The sequence below is a fragment of the Allobosea sp. GW823-FHT02B03 genome (genome assembly GCF_058797755.1).
This window is the reverse complement of sequence record NZ_JBXAJY010000002.1, coordinates 114,841-129,477: the sequence shown is the minus strand read 5'-3', so window position 1 is coordinate 129,477 and position 14,637 is coordinate 114,841. Positions and strand designations below refer to the sequence as shown.

Genomic DNA, 14,637 nt, shown 5'->3' with positions numbered 1-14,637 from the left:
TCAGAAACGCTGTGGGCTGAAATGGCCGAGATCGATCGCCGGCTCCCGGTCGGCTACCAGATCGGCGATCAGGCCTGCCGTCGCGGTCGACTGTGTCATGCCGTAATGGCCGTGGCCGAAGGCGTAGAGCACGTTGCGGTTCCGGCTCGCCCGGCCGATGACCGGCAGCGAATCCGGTAAAGACGGGCGGAAGCCCATCCAGAGCCGGCCGCTGTCGAAGGCGGGCAGGCCGTCGACCAGCGTCGTAGCCTTGTCGTAGAGCGCTCTGGTGCGGGCATGGTTGGGCGGCGCCTGAAGGCCGCCGAGCTCGACCGCGCCGCCGATGCGCAGGCCGCTTTCGAGCGGCGTCATGACGAAGCCGTCATCCTTGAAGCCGATCGGCCGGCTGGTCAGCCCGGTGACGCCGGGAAAGCTGACATTGTAGCCGCGCTCGGTCTCGAGCGGGACGTTGTCGCCCATCGCCGCGGCCAGCGGCTTCGACCAGGCGCCGGCGGCGATGACGACGCGGTCGACGACGCGCTGCCAGCCTTCGGGGCCGACCAAAGCAGGGCGCTCGCCCAGCGAGATGTTGCTGACCTCGGCCTTCTCGAAGGTCGCGCCGCGGGCCAGGGCCGTGTCGAAGAGCGCCATGGTGAGGGCGAGCGGGTCGCTGATATGGGCGGCGTCGGGATGGAAGGCGGCGCCGGCGAAGCGATCCTTCAGGGCCGGCTCCATCTGGCGCAGCTCCTGGGGCGGCAGCATGTCGACGGCGATGCCGGCGGCGCGCTGGCGCCGGGCGAGGGCTTCCATATCGGCCGTGTCACGCGCGTTGCGATAGGCGTAGAGCGCGCCGCGGCGGTGGATGAACCCGGCGATCCCGGCCTTATCGGCGCGCGTCAGCCAGGCCGGCAGCGCGAGCTGCTGCAGGGCGACGAGCCCGGTGATCGAGCGCTCATAGGCGGCCGGGCGCGCCGCCAGGAGGAAGCGCGCCAGCCAGGGCAGCATTTGCGGGAGATAGCCGAGGCGGATCGCCAGCGGCCCGAGCGGATCGAGCAGGAAGCCCGGCACCTTGCGCAGCATGCCGGGACTGGCGATCGGCAGGATGTCGGTATGGGCGATGATGCCGGCATTGCCGCGCGAGGGGCCGAACGCCGGCCCCTCCCTGTCGAGAATCAGGACCTCATGGCCCTCGTCCAGCAGGGCATGGGCGGTGGCGACGCCGACGATGCCGGCTCCGACGATCCCGACCTTCATGCGGCGAGCTGCTTGAGAGCGGCAGGCTGCTTGACCTCGATCTCGATGAAGGCGATCGGGTGGGGCGAGCCGTTCATGACGTCGTGCTGGATGCCGGCTTGGCGCATATAGGCCTGGCCCTGGACCAGAGGCACGTCGGTCGCCTTCTCGCCGTCATGGATACGCAACGTGCCGTCGACGAGCATGACGACGAAATAGGGCCAGCCATGGCTGTGCCAGCCGGTGACGGCGCCGGGTTCGAAATCCCAGCGCGTGATCCGGATCGCTTCGTCATCCTGCTGCAGCGTGGCGACGGCGGGGATGGTGCAGGTGAAAGCCATGTCTTCTCCAGTTCGACAACCGGGCCGTGTCGCCCTCGCATGCGTGCCGGCCGGCTGCGCTCGCGGTTCGACCGCCAGAAGTTGGCCCAGCGGCAAGGAGGCGTCGAGATCGCGAGGCGGGAGCCGGCAATGCGCCGGGCGCCGTCGATCTTGCTCGCGACCTGCCTTGCGCGCGGGCGGCTTTCGGCAGCAGACAGCGGCCGGCTGCCCTTTTCGACAGGATTTCGAGGATTTGATATATCAATGAGGCGAGCAGCGTCAAACCTTGGTTTCCCGCGAGCAGGAGCGTCGATGTGAACCGGTCCGGTGTTGTCGAGATGGATGGCGGGGAGGCGGCGGAGCGCTCGGCTCCGGCGAGCCTTGCCGATCTCGCCTATCGCCGGCTGGAGGAGGCGATCGTGACGCTGTCGCTGCGCCCCGGCGCGATCCTGAACGAGGCGCAGATGACCGGGCTCGTCGCTCTCGGGCGTACGCCGGTTCGGGAGGCGTTGATCAGGCTGGCGCAGCAGGGGCTGGTCGAGATCCTGCCGCGCAAGGGCATCGCGATCACCGACATCAACGCCATCGATGTGATGGCGGCGCTCGATGCACGCGAGGTCTTGGAGCGCCTGCTCGCTTCCGAAGCGGCGCGCCGGGCCGGGCCCGGCGAGCGTATTGCGATCCTCGGCAAGGCACGGGCGATGCGCCAGGCGGCCGGGGATGGCGACGTCGACGCCTATATGCGGCTCGACAAGGAATTCGATGCGCTGATCGCCGCGGCGGCGCGCAGCCCCTATGCGGTGCGGGCGGCCGAGCCGCTGCAGGCATTGATCCGTCGCGCCTGGTACTTCTTCGAGCGGCAGGACGATCTCGTGCCGGCCGCCGGCTACCATGTCGCCTTGGCGCAGGCGCTGGCCTCCGGCCAGTCGGAGGCGGCGCTCGAGGCCTGCGACGCGCTGATGCGCCATCTGCGCGCCCGGCTGCTCGCGACGCTTGGGCGGGAGTAAGCCGGCGTCGCGCAAGAGCGCGGCGAAGACGTGATATATCTATCCTTGCTTCCGCTGCCTCGCACTTTGCCGGGAGCGATCTGGCCATGGCGCGGCAAAGTCCGTAAATGAGCGGCATGAACGCTTCTTCGCCAGATACGGGCCGATGACCAAAACCCTTGAGGCGGCGATGTCCGCCGCCGTGCCCGAGGCGGCCGCCTTTCGCGATGCGATGGCCGAGGTCGCGAGCGCTGCCCATCTCGTCACCACCAGTGGTCCCTCCGGGCGGGCCGGGATGACGGCGACCGCGATTGCCTCGGTGTCCGACGCGCCACCGACCCTGCTCGCCTGCATCGAGGCCGGCAGCCGCACGCTCGCCGCGATCGAGGCGAGCGGCTTCTTCTGCGTCAACACGCTGTCGGCGCTGGATTACGAGCTGGCCGGGGTGTTCTCCGGCCGCGCCGGCATCTCCGGCGAGGCACGCTTCGCCAGGGGCGAATGGATCACGCTGGCGACGGGCGCTCCGGTGCTGAAGAGCGCGCTCGTCTCCTTCGATTGCCGGCTGGTCGCGGCCCATCCGGTCGCGACCCACAAGGTCCTGATCGGCGAGGTCGTGGCGCTCGGCGGCGGCGGTGCCGGCGAGGGGCTGGTCTACCGCAAGCGCCGCTTCGGCGGCTTCTGAAGGTCTGGTCGCCAATTCCCTGAGCCCTCATCCTGAGGAGCCATTCCGAAGGGAATGGCGTCTCGAAGGATGCTCCAGGAGGCTCGGGAACCAACTGGAGCATCCTTCGAGACGCTGCTGCGCAGCTCCTCAGGATGAGGCACGATTTTCGTGTCAGATGTCCTTGGCCTCAGCCCTTCGCCTTAGCCCTTCGCCTTCTCGGCCTCGATTTCGGCGATGACGCTCGCGGCCTCCTTGAAGGCGTGGTTGGCAGCGGGCACGCCGGCATAGACGGCCGCCTGGATCAGCAGCTCCTTGATGTCCTCCTGCGTCAGCCCGTTGTTGAAGGCGGCGCGGACATGCAGGCGGAACTCGCCCCAGGCGCCGAGCGCGACAGTGATCGAGAGCACGATCAGCGAACGCTCGCGGCGGGTGAGGCCGGGGCGGTTCCAAATGTCGTTCCAGGCGGTGCGGGTGATGAACTCCTGGAAATCCCGGGTAAAATCGGTGATCCCGGCCGTGGCGCGGTCGACATGGGCGTCGCCGAGCACGGCGCGGCGGGTCTTCAGGCCGTTCTCGTAGCGGGTCTTCTCGTCCATGGTTCAGCCTTTCAGGAAGTCGGTGACGGCCCGGCCGAAGGCTTCGGGCTGTTCGAGATTGGAGAGATGGGCGGCGGCGAACTCGATGCGCTGCGCGCCGGGGATGGCGTCGGCGATTTCGTAACCGGTCGCCGGGGGAGTCGCCGGATCGCGCGCGCCGATGACGACCAGAACGGGATTGCGCACAGCGCGGATCGTCTCGCGCTGATCCATGTCGCGGATCGCGCCGCAGCAATTGGCGTAGCCGAGCGGCGGCGTGGTCGCGAGCATTTCGCTGACCTTGGCGACGGTCTCCTTGGCGCTGTCGCGGAACTCAGGCGTGAACCAGCGTTCGAGCGTCGGCTGCACCAGCACGCTCATGCCGTGCTTGCGGACGGTGTCGATGCGGCCGTCCCAGAGTTCGGGCGGGCCCATCCGGGCGGCGGTGTTGGCGAGCACGACGCGCCCGAGCCGTTCGCCATGATGCGTCGCCAGCCACTGGCCGACCATGCCGCCCTTGGAGAGGCCGCACCAATGCGCCTTGTCGATGCCGAGCGTATCGAGAATGGCGAGCGCGTCATCGGCGAGCATGGCGATGGAATAGGGCTTGTCCGGCGCCGGCGAGAGGCCGTGGCCGCGGCTGTCATAGCGAACGATGCGGAATTGCTTCGACCATTCCGGGATCTGCGGGTCCCACATCGAAAGATTGGTGCCGAGCGAATTGGAGAGCAGCAGCACGGGCGCGCCCTCGTCGCCATCGATCCGGATATGGAAGTCCTCGCCCCTGACCTTCAGCATCGGCATCGGCGTCGCTCTCCTAGGCTGTTGCAGTGCTGATCGCACCATCCGTGGCAATCGAAAGCCGCTTTCCGGCGAGGCCGGCCTGGAGTGCGGCGGGAAGCTTCAGGGCAGGGGGCGTCGCCCAGCCCATCTCGCGGGCGACGACGAGGCCGAGCAGCAGGATCGCGTCCGGCTCGGCGATCAGGATCGCGGCGGGCGCCTTGCCGGCATGGACGAGTTCGAGCAGCACCGCCGAGGCTGAGGAGGAGCCGATCGTGCCGGGCAACGCCAGCACCATGCCGGCGACACTCCGGCCGCGCTGCGGATGGCGGGCGTCGATGATCTCGCCGCTGCGCGGGTCGACGCCGCCCCAGAAGCTTATCGGGGCGGTCAGGGCAAGGCAGGGTGCGGTGACCGTTTCGCCCGGCAGCAGGATCTCTGCCCTCACGTCCATGCCCGTCACGCCCATGTTCTGGGCTCCCTGACCAGCCTGCCGGCGACCGCGCTCTCGACGCATTCCGCGAGCGAGCCATAGGTCACGGCATAGCCGGTATTGCCCGGCGCATAATGGGCGAACTTGCCGGAATTGGTCATCAGCACCCCGCCTTTCAGCTCCGGCAGGATCGGCGTCACCACCACGCAGGTGTCGACGACGAAGACGACCCCTGCCTGTTCGAGGGCACGGCGCCGGCCCTGCTGCTCCAGCGGCTTCAGGACATGGCGGCCGGTATTGGCATAGAGCGGTCGTGCGAGCTTCCGCCCGGCAAGGCGCCGTTCGAGCGCGTCGATCTCGGCGAGCGAAAGATGCGGCGAGCCGATCGCGACCGCGTCGACCTGGTCCGTGGTGCCGGAGGTGGAAAGCCGCGCCAACTCGGCGGCGACGCGCTCCGGCGTGACGGGCAGTGAGCGTTGCGGGGCAAGCCCGCCGAGCGCGGTCGCAAGGTCCGGCGCTTCCGGCGTCACCCCGGCGACATGGAAGAGGCCGACGCCGCCGGCCGAGGCCGCCGCGGCGCCGAGCGCCTTGAGCTTGTCCTCGTCGGCGAGGCCCTGCAGCCCGTCGACCACCACGATCGCGCTGCCGGCCTCGCGGCCGAGCAGGGCGCCGAGCACGGGATAGAACACCTCCGCGCCGCGCAGCGCCTGCGACAGGCCGGAGACATCGATGACCAGCGTCGCGCGCCGGTTCTCCTCTCGGTGCAGGCCGTAATCGGGCGCGCGTCCGGCAATGGCGCAGGCGATGTCGAGGAAGTCGCCATAGCGGTTGGTGCGGGCACCGAGCACCGAGTTGCAGAAGACGACGGCATTGGATTCGCCCCAGGCGACATCCGTGCCCAGTCTCGGCCGGTGACCGGCCTGATAGGGCGCGCAGGTCCAGCTCGGCTCGCAGCCCATCGCCTCATAGGCGCGCATCATCCGCGCCGCCATGGCGTGCTGGTCCGGCGGCAGGCGGGTCGCGATGCAGCCATGCGGGGTCAGCGCGCCGACATTGAGGGTCGCGCGCACCGCGACGCGGGCGCCGCCCGCGACCAGCTTTTCGGCGAAGAGCGTGCCGGAATCGCCATGGTAGAGCGCGCCATCGATATGGGCCGAGGCGACCGGGATCAGCCCGGGCGCGCCCATCAGGCGTGCGGCTTCCGCGACGATGCGCATCGCCATGCCAGCGCCGTCGCCCTGCGCGCCGCCTGCGATCGCCCGTTCCTCGGCGGAGAGCTCAGGCATTGCCGCTCATGTACTCGCGCTCCTCCTCATAGAGCACGAGGATGCGGTCGATGATGGCGTCGGTGGCGCCGCGATAGGTCGTGGGATCGAACAGGTCATCCAGCTCTTCAGGCGAAAGCTTGCCGGCGAGTGCCGGGTGATCGGCGAGGACGTCCCTGAGATGGCGTCCGCTGGCGATGCAGTCGCGGCTTGCCTCCTCGAGCAGATGATGGGCTTCGCCACGGCCGATGGTCTGCGCGAGCGCGAGCGAGACGCGTTCGGCCATGACGAGCCCGTTGGTGAGATCGAGATTGTACTGCATCTGCTCCGGAAAGACCTGGAGCCCCTCGATCAGCGTCACGGCCTGGTTCAGGGCAGCGCCGGCGATCAGGAAGAGCTCGCGCAATGTCAGCCATTCCGCGTGCCAGCCGCCCATGGCCCGCTCATGCTCCTGCGGCATCGCGACGAGCATGGTCGAGACCAGGCCGGGCGCGCGCTTCGCGGCGGCGAGGATCAGCGTGCACAGCACCGGGTTGCGCTTGTGCGGCATCGCCGAGGAGCCGCCCTTGCCGGGCGCTTCGGGCTCGGCGAGCTCGCCGATCTCGGTCTGTGCCATCAGCGCGATATCCCCGGCCATCTTGCCGAGATGGCCGAGCAGCAGGCCGAGTTCGGTCGCGATCCGGGCGGGACGCCGGCGCTCGCTGTGCCAGGGCACGCGGACGGCGCCGATCGAGGGCATGATGCGGGCAAAAGCTTCCGACACCGCATCGGCCTTGTCGCCGAGCGAGGCGAGGCTGCCGGCGGCGCCGCCGAGCTGATGCGCGGACTGTCCCCAGATCATGAAGTCGTCGTGGAAGGAGACGATGGGCCCGAGCCAGTTGGCGGCCTTGAGCCCGAAGGCGATCGGCACCGCATGCTGCAGGAAGGTGCGGCCGATCATCGGTGTGCGGCGGTGCTCGCGGACCAGGCCGGCCAGCGCGTGGGCGAGACGGGCCGAGCGGGCGAGGATCAGCTCCTGCGCCGAGAGATATTGCTGGGCATGACCGGAATCGATCACGTCCTGGCTGGTGGCGCCGTAATGCACCCATTTCGCCGCGTCCGGATCGGCCGCGGCGACGCGGGCGGTCAGCGCCTTGACCAGCGGGATCGCCGGATTGCCGGCGAGCGTCGCGGCCTTCCCGATGGCGGCGATATCGTAGAGCCCGGCCTCGCAGGCGTTCGCGATGGCGTCGGCGGCCGTGGCGGGGATGACGCCGACCTGCGCCTGCGCCCTGGCGAGCGCCGCCTCGAAATCGAGCATGCCCTGCAGACTAGCCCGGTCGTCGAAGAGGGCAGCGAATTCCTGGTCGGCGAAGAGCTCGCCGTAAAGGCCGGCGGGGTCAGCCATGCCGGCCCGCGAGGGTTGGCAGCCTGTGGTTCGGGGCGTGCTCGACGGCGTGCAACCTGGCCTCCCTCTGTCGCCTCCGGCCTTGGCGAATGCCGGCGTTCCGTTCAAGGATGAGGCGTTGGTTTCTGGATAGACCCGAGGCGAGGGCGGCCGCAACCTGCTGCGGCGTCGGACGGGCCATGAGGATGGGAGTGACGCCATGGCGATGACCATGAACGGAGAGGCGCTGCTGCCGGCCGCCAAGGCGGTCGTCTGGGCCAAGCTGAACGATCCCGAGGTGCTGAAGGCTGCCATTCCCGGCTGCGAGCAGCTCACCAAGGACGACACGCATTTCTCCGCGGTGGTCAAGGTCAAGCTCGGCCCCGTGAAAGCGACCTTCAAGGGCAAGGTCGAGTTGCAGGATCTCGACCCGCCGAACGGCTATCGCATCGTCGGCGAAGGCGAGGGCGGCATCGCCGGCTTCGCCAAGGGCGGCGCCAGGGTCATGCTCGAAGATGCCGAGGGCGGCCAGACGCTGCTGCGCTACGAGGTCGAGGCGCAGGTCGGCGGCAAGCTGATGCAGCTCGGCTCGCGCCTGATCGACTCGGTCTCGAAGAAGCTGGCCGACGAGTTCTTCGCCAATTTCGCCAAGGCGGTCAGCGAAGGCTGACCCCTTCGTCATTGCGAGGAGGCTTCAGCCGACGAAGCAATCCAGTTGCGGCAGAGGCCTGCGAGCCTGGATTGCTTCGCTGCGCTCGCAATGACGGGCGGAGTCACGAAGCCTTGCGCAGGGCGGCGAGCGCCTCGCTGACCGTCGCCTCGGCGGCGCCGACCTGCTGGGCGATGTCGGCGGCGGCCGCATTGGCGCGGCCGAGCGCCTTCTCGGTGGTCTCCAGGCTGTCATTGACGCGGTTGGCGCTGCCGATCGCCTCGTCGGAGCTGCTGGCGACATCGGCGGCATCGCGCGAAATGCCGGTGGTGACGTAGCTCTGCTGGGCGACGGCTTCCGAGATCGCCTCGGAATCGGCCTTGATCTCGCCGATCGTCATGCCGATCGAGGCGGCTCGCTCGCTGCAGGCCGCGGCACTGGCGGTGAGCTCTGCGATCTGGCTGGAGATGTCCTGCGTCGCGTTCGCGGTCTGGGTCGCCAGCGTCTTCACCTCGGCGGCGACGACGGCGAAGCCGCGGCCCGACTCGCCGGCGCGGGCGGCCTCGATCGTGGCGTTGAGCGCCAGGAGATTGGTCTGCGCGGCGATGTCGGCGATCATGCCGACGACGGTGCCGATATTGCCGGTGACCTCGCGCAGCTTGGCGATCGCCTCGTTCATCGCGCTGGCATCCGCCACGGCGCGGTTGGCGATCTCGAGGCTCTGGCGCGCCCGCTGGCCGATCTCGGCGATGTTGACCGCCATCTCCTCGGAGGCTGCTGCGGTCTGCATCGCCTTTTCGCGGACCAGCATCGAGGTCCGGGCGACCGAGCCGACCTGGCTCTTGATGAAGCTGCTGGCCTCGGCGGTCTCGCTGGCGGTCGCCATGAACTGTTCGACGGCGCCGCTGATCCTGGTGTCGAGCTTGCCGATCCGCGAGGTCAGCGTGGCCGCGACCTCGTCGAGCGTCACGCCGCGGCGCTGCGCCTCGGCCGCCTCGAATTCGCGGTCGAGCGACATGGCGGTGTTGACGTCGTAGGTCAGCACTCGCTCGATGATGAAGAGGTCGCGCGGGATGTCGCGCCGCGAGAAGACGAGCCGCGTCCGGCTCTCCTCCAGGAAGATCCGGAACAGGGTGAAGGCGATCGAGGCGCGGGCACGGGCGCCGACGCCGGCACGGCGCTCCAGCACGGTCAGCCGCTCGAGCGAGTCGCAATAGCGCTGGTCGAAATCGCCGTCGAAGGTCAGGCGGAAATGATCGGCCTCGGCGAGGTAGAGTTCCGCAGAGAGCGGCTCCACGCCTTCGCGCAGGCGCGGATGGATCGAGAAGGCGCGGTCGAAATCCTCCTCGACGACCTTGCCGATGACGCGCTCGACGATATCGCGATAGCGGCGCAGGCGCTTTCTCTGCGCCTCATCGTAGCCGATCGCGCCGAGCCGGCGCTGGACGTGATCGAGAAGCGTAGCCAATGGCACGATCCGTGATGGCGACGATCTCAGGTCGTCGTTCGACAGCCGATCCTGCGCAGGCGAGGTTAAGAAACTCCAAAAACAGCCGCTCTAACCGAGTTTGCGAGAGGATTTCCGCGGCAAGCCGCAAACAGCGTGAAAACGTCGCAAAAACGGGGCTCCCGGCGGCCCGTCTCCCGCTTGACCGCGGAAAATCCCGGGTCCACATTCAATTTGAAGTTGTTCCAAGGAAAAATCGTCTTCGGCGCAGGCGCGCCGGAAACGCGAATGGGCCGGCGGTCGAGTTGTCTTCCGCCAGGCTGCGAAAACAGGCTTCTGGAGGGAGTGCCCCATGGCCAACGTGACCATGACGGTGAACGGCAAGGCCGTCACCGCGAATGTCGACCCGCGCACCCTCCTGGTGCAGTTCCTGCGAGAACATCTTCGGCTGACCGGCACGCATGTCGGCTGCGACACCAGCCAGTGCGGCGCCTGCGTCGTGCATCTCGACGGCAAGGCGGTGAAATCCTGCACCACGCTCGCGCTCGCCTGCGAAGGCGCGTCGGTCACCACCATCGAAGGGCTCGCCAGCGGCGGCGCGCTGCACCCGATGCAGGAGGCATTCCGCGAGCATCACGGCCTCCAGTGCGGCTTCTGCACGCCGGGCATGATCATGTCGGCGGTCGACATGGTGAACCGCCGCGGCCACGCGCTCGACGAGAAGACGATCCGCGAGGATCTCGACGGCAATATCTGCCGCTGCACGGGCTATCACAATATCGTCAAGGCGGTCGCTGCCGGCGCCGAGGCGATGGGCAAGGGCACCGCGCCGGTTCGCCAGGCTGCCGAGTAACGGTTTCCGGAAGGCCGGGACCGGCAGGACCGGCGCGGCCTTCTTCCGATGCGATCCCCGAAACATGCTTGGAGCGCCCGCCAAGAGGCGCCACGCCAGGAGGAATCCATGTCCGCCACCGGAATCGGCGCTCCCGTCCGCCGCAAGGAAGACCACCGCTTCATCACCGGCCAGGGCCGCTATACCGACGACATCAACCGGCCGGGCCAGGCCCATGCCTATTTCCTGCGCTCGCCGCACGCGCATGCGACGCTGAAGAAGATCGACACGAAAGCCGCCGCGGCGATGCCCGGCGTGCTCGGCATCTTCACCGGCGACGACCTCGCCGCCGACAAGATCGGCGGCCTGATCTGCGGCTGGATGATCCACAACAAGGACGGCTCGCCGATGAAGGCCGGCCCGCATCCGGCATTGGCGCAGGGCAAGGTCCGCTATGTCGGCGACCATGTCGCTGTCGTCGTCGCCGAGACGCTGGCGCAGGCGCGCGACGCGGCCGAGGCGATCGCGGTCGACTATGGCGTGCTGCCGGCGGTGGTCGAGACCGCGACGGCGGCGCAGGCGAAGACGCAAGTTCATGCCGAGGCGCCGGGCAATACGGTGTTCAACTGGCATCTCGGCGACAAGGACGCGACCGAGAAGGCCTTCAAGGCTGCCAAGCATGTGACGAAGCTCGATCTCGTCAACAACCGGCTGGTCCCGAACGCGATGGAGCCGCGCGCGGCTGTCGGCGATTACGACCAGGGCGAGGGCGCTTTCACCCTCTACACCACCAGCCAGAACCCGCATGTCGCGCGGCTCGTGCTCTCGGCTTTCATCGGCATCGCGCCGGAGAACAAGCTCAGGGTGATCGCACCCGATGTCGGCGGCGGCTTCGGTTCGAAGATCTTCATCTATGCCGAGGAGACGGTCTGCGTCTGGGCGGCGAAGAAGGTCGGCCGTCCGGTGAAATGGACCTCGGACCGCACCGAGGCCTTCCTCTCCGACGCGCATGGCCGCGACCATGTCACCCATGCCGAGCTCGCGACCGACGCCGAGGGCAAGATCCTCGGCATGCGGGTCAAGACGACCGCCAATCTCGGCGCCTATCTCTCGACCTTCTCCTCTTCGGTGCCGACCTATCTCTACGCGCCGCTGCTGTCGGGCCAGTACGACATCCCGGCGATCTATTGCGAGGTCGACGCGGTCTACACCAACACCGCCCCGGTCGACGCCTATCGCGGCGCCGGGCGGCCGGAGGCTACCTTCGTGGTCGAGCGCCTGATCGAGGTCACGGCGCGCCAGCTCGACAAGGACCCGGCCAAGTTCCGGATGCAGAACTACATCAAGAAGTTCCCGCATCAGACGCCGGTGATCATGATGTACGACACCGGCAATTACGGCGCCTCGATGAAAAAGGCGCTGGAGATCATCGACTACAAGGGCTTCGCCAAGCGCAAGCGCGATTCCGGCCGCAACGGCAAGCTGCGCGGCATCGGCTTCTCCTCCTATATCGAGGCCTGCGGCATCGCGCCTTCGGCGGCGGTCGGCTCGCTCGGCGCCGGCGTCGGCTTGTGGGAATCGGCGGAGGTCAGGGTCAATCCGATCGGCACGATCGAGGTGCTGACCGGCTCGCACAGCCATGGCCAGGGCCATGAGACGACCTTCGCCCAGCTCGTCTCGGACCGGCTCGGCGTGCCGCTGGAGAACGTCTCCATCGTCCACGGCGACACCGACAAGGTGCAGATGGGGATGGGCACCTATGGCTCGCGCTCCGGCGCGGTCGGCATGTCGGCGATCGCCAAGGCGCTCGACAAGGTGATCGCCAAGGGCAAGAAGGTCGCCGCCTATGTGCTGGAGGCCGACGAGGCCGATATCGACTTCAAGGACGGCAATTTCCTGGTCAAGGGCACCGACCGGAAGCTCGATTTCGGTTCTTGTGCGCTGCAGGCCTATGTCGCGCACAAGTTCAATGGCCAGGATCTCGAACCGGGGCTGAAGGAAGGGGCGTTCTACGACCCGACCAATTTCACCTTCCCGGCCGGCGTCCACATCTGCGAGCTCGAGATCGATCCCGACACCGGGGTGACCCGGATCGAGCGCTGGGCCGCGGTCGACGATTTCGGCAACGTCATCAACCCGATGATCGTCGAGGGCCAGGTCCATGGCGGCATCGCCCAGGGCGTCGGCCAGGCGCTGCTCGAAGGCGCCCGCTACAATGCCGACGGCCAGCTCGTGACTGCGAGCTTCATGGATTACTGCATGCCGCGGGCGGACGATTTGCCGTCCTTCCAGGTCGGCATGACGGTGACGCCATGCCCGTCCAACCCGCTGGGGATCAAGGGCTGCGGCGAGGCGGGCGCGATCGCATCGCCCCCCGCCGTGATCAACGCCATCACCGACGCGCTCGGCCATGAGGAGATCGCCATGCCGGCGACGCCGCAGGCGGTCTGGCGCGCGGCGCAGAAGACGCTTTCCAGGATGGCTGCTGAATAATCTCGCGGTCATCCCGGACAAGCCGCGAAACGGCGCCGATCCGGGATCCATTCCTGAACAGTTCAGGCATGGACCCCGGCTCTCCGCTTCGCTCCGGCCGGGATGACCATCGTGGATGTGATGAAGGGATCAGGTCCGATGTACGCTTTCACCTATCACCGCCCGACCAGCGCCCGGCAGGCCGCCGGCCTGCTCGCCAAGAAGGAAGACGCCAAGCTGCTCGCCGGCGGGCACACCCTGCTGCCGACGATGAAGCAGCGCCTGGCCTCGCCGGCCGCGCTGGTCGATCTTTCTTCCTGCGCCGATCTCAAGGGCATCGCCCGCAAGGGGCGCAACATCGTCATCGGCGCGATGACGACGCATGCCGAGGTCGCTGCCTCGCCGGATGTCCAGGAGGCGATCCCGGCGCTGGCCTATCTCGCAAGCCATATCGGCGATCCGCATGTGCGCCATCGCGGCACGATCGGCGGCTCGGTCGCCAACAACGATCCAGCGGCCGATTATCCGGCGGCGCTGCTGGCGCTCGGCGCAACGATCGTCACCAACCAGCGCAAGCTGACGGCCGCCGAGTTCTTCACCGGCCTCTACGAGACGGCGCTGGAGGAGGGCGAGATCATCACCAAGGTCTCGTTCCCGCTGGCGTCGAAGGCGGGCTACGCCAAGTTCCGCAACCCGGCCTCGCGCTATGCACTGGTCGGCGTCTTCGTCGCCAAGCGCGGCAGCGAGATCGCGGTCGCGGTCACCGGGGCGGGCGAGGGCGGCGTCTTCCGCTGGCCGGAGGCGGAGGCGGCGCTGAAGGCGCGCTTCACCGCGAAATCGCTCGACGGGCTGAAGCATCCCGCCAAGGGCATCAATGCCGACATGCATGCCGACGCCGAATACCGCGCCCATCTGATCGGCGTGATGGCGAAGCAGGCGGTGGCGCAGGCGACCGGGAAGGCGTGAGCGGGCCAACCACTCCCTTCCGCTCCCTTCTCCCCTTGCGGGAGAAGGTGGCCCGAAGGGCCGGATGAGGGGTCGCTCAGGTCTTGAGGGCTCTGAGGAATGCTGCGCGGCACCTGTGGCCAGCGTTGCGCGACCCCTCACCCCAACCCTCTCCCGCAGGGGGAGAGGGGGCAGGTCGCGGATCGTCTTTCGGGCAGCTTCCTTTCAATAAAAGAACCGCTCCTCGGCGATCTTGCCGTTCTTCACCGTGTAAAGTCCGACCTCGTGCATCTTGCGGCGCTCGCCGCTCTCCTTGACGGTGACGTCGAAATAGAAGGTCACGGCGAACTGCTCGCCGTTGAGATAGGGGCCTTCGGTGGTGAACTCGTGCAGTTCATGGCTGGCGATCCACCACTCGCCCTTCTGCCGGACCGCGTCCTTGCCGCGGCAGACTTCCATCGGGCCCGGCATGTTCTCGTAGCTGACGATGTCGTCGGCGTTGTAGGCGCTCGCGGCCTGCTCGTGCCGGCCATCCTTGAGCAGGGCGACGAAGTCGGTGGCGAGTTCGGCTGTGCTGGTCATGGTCCTGTCCTCCGCCCGCGATCCTGCAGAGCTTCGGGCCAGAAGCTGTCAGCAGAGTGACGTCGACCGAGGCGACAAGAGTCCGCTTCGAAACACCCTGACGCCTCAT

General features: G+C 68.1%; 15 protein-coding genes. 6 read left to right on the top strand and 9 right to left on the bottom strand.

Going from position 1 to position 14,637, the window contains the following annotated elements:
• Both AC1REK_RS05420 and AC1REK_RS05415 read right to left on the bottom strand, forming a co-directional pair.
• On the bottom strand, positions 1-1,233 hold the full coding sequence (locus AC1REK_RS05420; RefSeq protein WP_492270407.1) for an NAD(P)/FAD-dependent oxidoreductase: 1,233 nt from the start codon (positions 1,231-1,233) through the stop codon (positions 1-3).
• Entirely contained in the window at positions 1,230-1,553 is a 324-nt protein-coding gene (locus AC1REK_RS05415) for a cupin domain-containing protein (RefSeq protein WP_316017041.1), read from the bottom strand. The genes AC1REK_RS05420 and AC1REK_RS05415 overlap by 4 nt, the downstream gene beginning before the upstream one ends.
• A gap of 293 nt (positions 1,554-1,846) precedes the next feature.
• On the opposite strand from AC1REK_RS05415, the gene AC1REK_RS05410 reads away from it, so the two are divergent.
• Together AC1REK_RS05410 and AC1REK_RS05405 are read left to right on the top strand one after the other, a co-directional pair.
• Positions 1,847-2,539, top strand: coding sequence for a GntR family transcriptional regulator (locus tag AC1REK_RS05410; RefSeq protein WP_492270408.1), 693 nt, complete (start codon positions 1,847-1,849; stop codon positions 2,537-2,539).
• Positions 2,540-2,684: 145 nt separating this feature from the next.
• Positions 2,685-3,200 carry a flavin reductase gene (locus AC1REK_RS05405; protein ID WP_316017039.1) on the top strand — a complete coding sequence of 172 codons (516 nt, stop codon included), beginning with the start codon at positions 2,685-2,687 and terminating at the stop codon, positions 3,198-3,200.
• 182 nt (positions 3,201-3,382) lie between these two features.
• On the opposite strand, the gene pcaC is transcribed toward AC1REK_RS05405, so the two are convergent.
• The 5 genes from pcaC to pcaB are packed head-to-tail and all read right to left on the bottom strand — an operon-like array spanning position 3,383 to position 7,622.
• The gene (gene pcaC, locus AC1REK_RS05400; protein WP_492270409.1) at positions 3,383-3,778 is read right to left on the bottom strand and encodes a 4-carboxymuconolactone decarboxylase; all 396 of its coding nucleotides are present in this window, start codon (positions 3,776-3,778) and stop codon (positions 3,383-3,385) included.
• A 3-nt stretch (positions 3,779-3,781) separates the two neighbouring features.
• Positions 3,782-4,561 carry a 3-oxoadipate enol-lactonase gene (gene pcaD / locus AC1REK_RS05395; protein WP_492270410.1) on the bottom strand — a complete coding sequence of 260 codons (780 nt, stop codon included), beginning with the start codon at positions 4,559-4,561 and terminating at the stop codon, positions 3,782-3,784.
• Between the two features lie 13 nt (positions 4,562-4,574).
• Positions 4,575-5,006, bottom strand: a complete 432-nt coding sequence (locus tag AC1REK_RS05390; RefSeq protein ID WP_492270411.1) for an aconitase X swivel domain-containing protein — start codon at positions 5,004-5,006, stop codon at positions 4,575-4,577.
• On the bottom strand, positions 4,997-6,256 hold the full coding sequence (locus AC1REK_RS05385) for an aconitase X (RefSeq protein WP_492270412.1): 1,260 nt from the start codon (positions 6,254-6,256) through the stop codon (positions 4,997-4,999). The genes AC1REK_RS05390 and AC1REK_RS05385 overlap by 10 nt, the downstream gene beginning before the upstream one ends.
• Positions 6,249-7,622: a 3-carboxy-cis,cis-muconate cycloisomerase gene (pcaB, locus tag AC1REK_RS05380; RefSeq protein WP_492270413.1), complete on the bottom strand. Its 1,374-nt coding sequence runs from the start codon at positions 7,620-7,622 to the stop codon at positions 6,249-6,251. The genes AC1REK_RS05385 and pcaB overlap by 8 nt, the downstream gene beginning before the upstream one ends.
• Positions 7,623-7,821: 199 nt before the next feature.
• Between pcaB and AC1REK_RS05375 the strand changes: the two genes are divergently transcribed.
• Positions 7,822-8,271, top strand: a complete 450-nt coding sequence (locus AC1REK_RS05375; protein WP_492270414.1) for an SRPBCC family protein — start codon at positions 7,822-7,824, stop codon at positions 8,269-8,271.
• A gap of 103 nt (positions 8,272-8,374) precedes the next feature.
• Here AC1REK_RS05375 and AC1REK_RS05370 read toward each other — a convergent pair whose 3' ends face one another.
• Positions 8,375-9,718: a methyl-accepting chemotaxis protein gene (locus AC1REK_RS05370; protein WP_316017033.1), complete on the bottom strand. Its 1,344-nt coding sequence runs from the start codon at positions 9,716-9,718 to the stop codon at positions 8,375-8,377.
• Between the two features lie 331 nt (positions 9,719-10,049).
• Between AC1REK_RS05370 and AC1REK_RS05365 the strand changes: the two genes are divergently transcribed.
• The 3 genes from AC1REK_RS05365 to AC1REK_RS05355 all read left to right on the top strand — a co-directional run bounded on the left by AC1REK_RS05365 (position 10,050) and on the right by AC1REK_RS05355 (position 13,967).
• Positions 10,050-10,550, top strand: coding sequence for a (2Fe-2S)-binding protein (locus AC1REK_RS05365; RefSeq protein WP_316017032.1), 501 nt, complete (start codon positions 10,050-10,052; stop codon positions 10,548-10,550).
• 108 nt (positions 10,551-10,658) lie between these two features.
• The gene (locus AC1REK_RS05360; RefSeq protein WP_492270415.1) at positions 10,659-13,022 is read left to right on the top strand and encodes a xanthine dehydrogenase family protein molybdopterin-binding subunit; all 2,364 of its coding nucleotides are present in this window, start codon (positions 10,659-10,661) and stop codon (positions 13,020-13,022) included.
• A gap of 138 nt (positions 13,023-13,160) precedes the next feature.
• Entirely contained in the window at positions 13,161-13,967 is an 807-nt protein-coding gene (locus tag AC1REK_RS05355; RefSeq protein WP_492270416.1) for an FAD binding domain-containing protein, read from the top strand.
• Between the two features lie 204 nt (positions 13,968-14,171).
• Here AC1REK_RS05355 and AC1REK_RS05350 read toward each other — a convergent pair whose 3' ends face one another.
• Entirely contained in the window at positions 14,172-14,528 is a 357-nt protein-coding gene (locus tag AC1REK_RS05350) for a SnoaL-like domain-containing protein (RefSeq protein ID WP_316017029.1), read from the bottom strand.
• Positions 14,529-14,637: the final 109 nt, after the last annotated feature.

Bases quoted from the DNA above. Each gene is read 5' to 3' on its own strand.
- pcaC (WP_492270409.1), bottom strand. From the start codon at position 3,778: ATGGACGAGAAGACCCGCTACGAGAACGGCCTGAAGACCCGCCGCGCC.
- AC1REK_RS05415 (WP_316017041.1), bottom strand. From the start codon at position 1,553: ATGGCTTTCACCTGCACCATCCCCGCCGTCGCCACGCTGCAGCAGGAT.
- AC1REK_RS05365 (WP_316017032.1), top strand. From the start codon at position 10,050: ATGGCCAACGTGACCATGACGGTGAACGGCAAGGCCGTCACCGCGAAT.
- pcaB (WP_492270413.1), bottom strand. From the start codon at position 7,622: ATGGCTGACCCCGCCGGCCTTTACGGCGAGCTCTTCGCCGACCAGGAA.
- pcaD (WP_492270410.1), bottom strand. From the start codon at position 4,561: ATGCCGATGCTGAAGGTCAGGGGCGAGGACTTCCATATCCGGATCGAT.
- AC1REK_RS05390 (WP_492270411.1), bottom strand. From the start codon at position 5,006: ATGGGCGTGACGGGCATGGACGTGAGGGCAGAGATCCTGCTGCCGGGC.
- AC1REK_RS05385 (WP_492270412.1), bottom strand. From the start codon at position 6,256: ATGCCTGAGCTCTCCGCCGAGGAACGGGCGATCGCAGGCGGCGCGCAG.
- AC1REK_RS05420 (WP_492270407.1), bottom strand. From the start codon at position 1,233: ATGAAGGTCGGGATCGTCGGAGCCGGCATCGTCGGCGTCGCCACCGCC.
- AC1REK_RS05360 (WP_492270415.1), top strand. From the start codon at position 10,659: ATGTCCGCCACCGGAATCGGCGCTCCCGTCCGCCGCAAGGAAGACCAC.
- AC1REK_RS05355 (WP_492270416.1), top strand. From the start codon at position 13,161: ATGTACGCTTTCACCTATCACCGCCCGACCAGCGCCCGGCAGGCCGCC.
- AC1REK_RS05405 (WP_316017039.1), top strand. From the start codon at position 2,685: ATGACCAAAACCCTTGAGGCGGCGATGTCCGCCGCCGTGCCCGAGGCG.
- AC1REK_RS05375 (WP_492270414.1), top strand. From the start codon at position 7,822: ATGGCGATGACCATGAACGGAGAGGCGCTGCTGCCGGCCGCCAAGGCG.
- AC1REK_RS05350 (WP_316017029.1), bottom strand. From the start codon at position 14,528: ATGACCAGCACAGCCGAACTCGCCACCGACTTCGTCGCCCTGCTCAAG.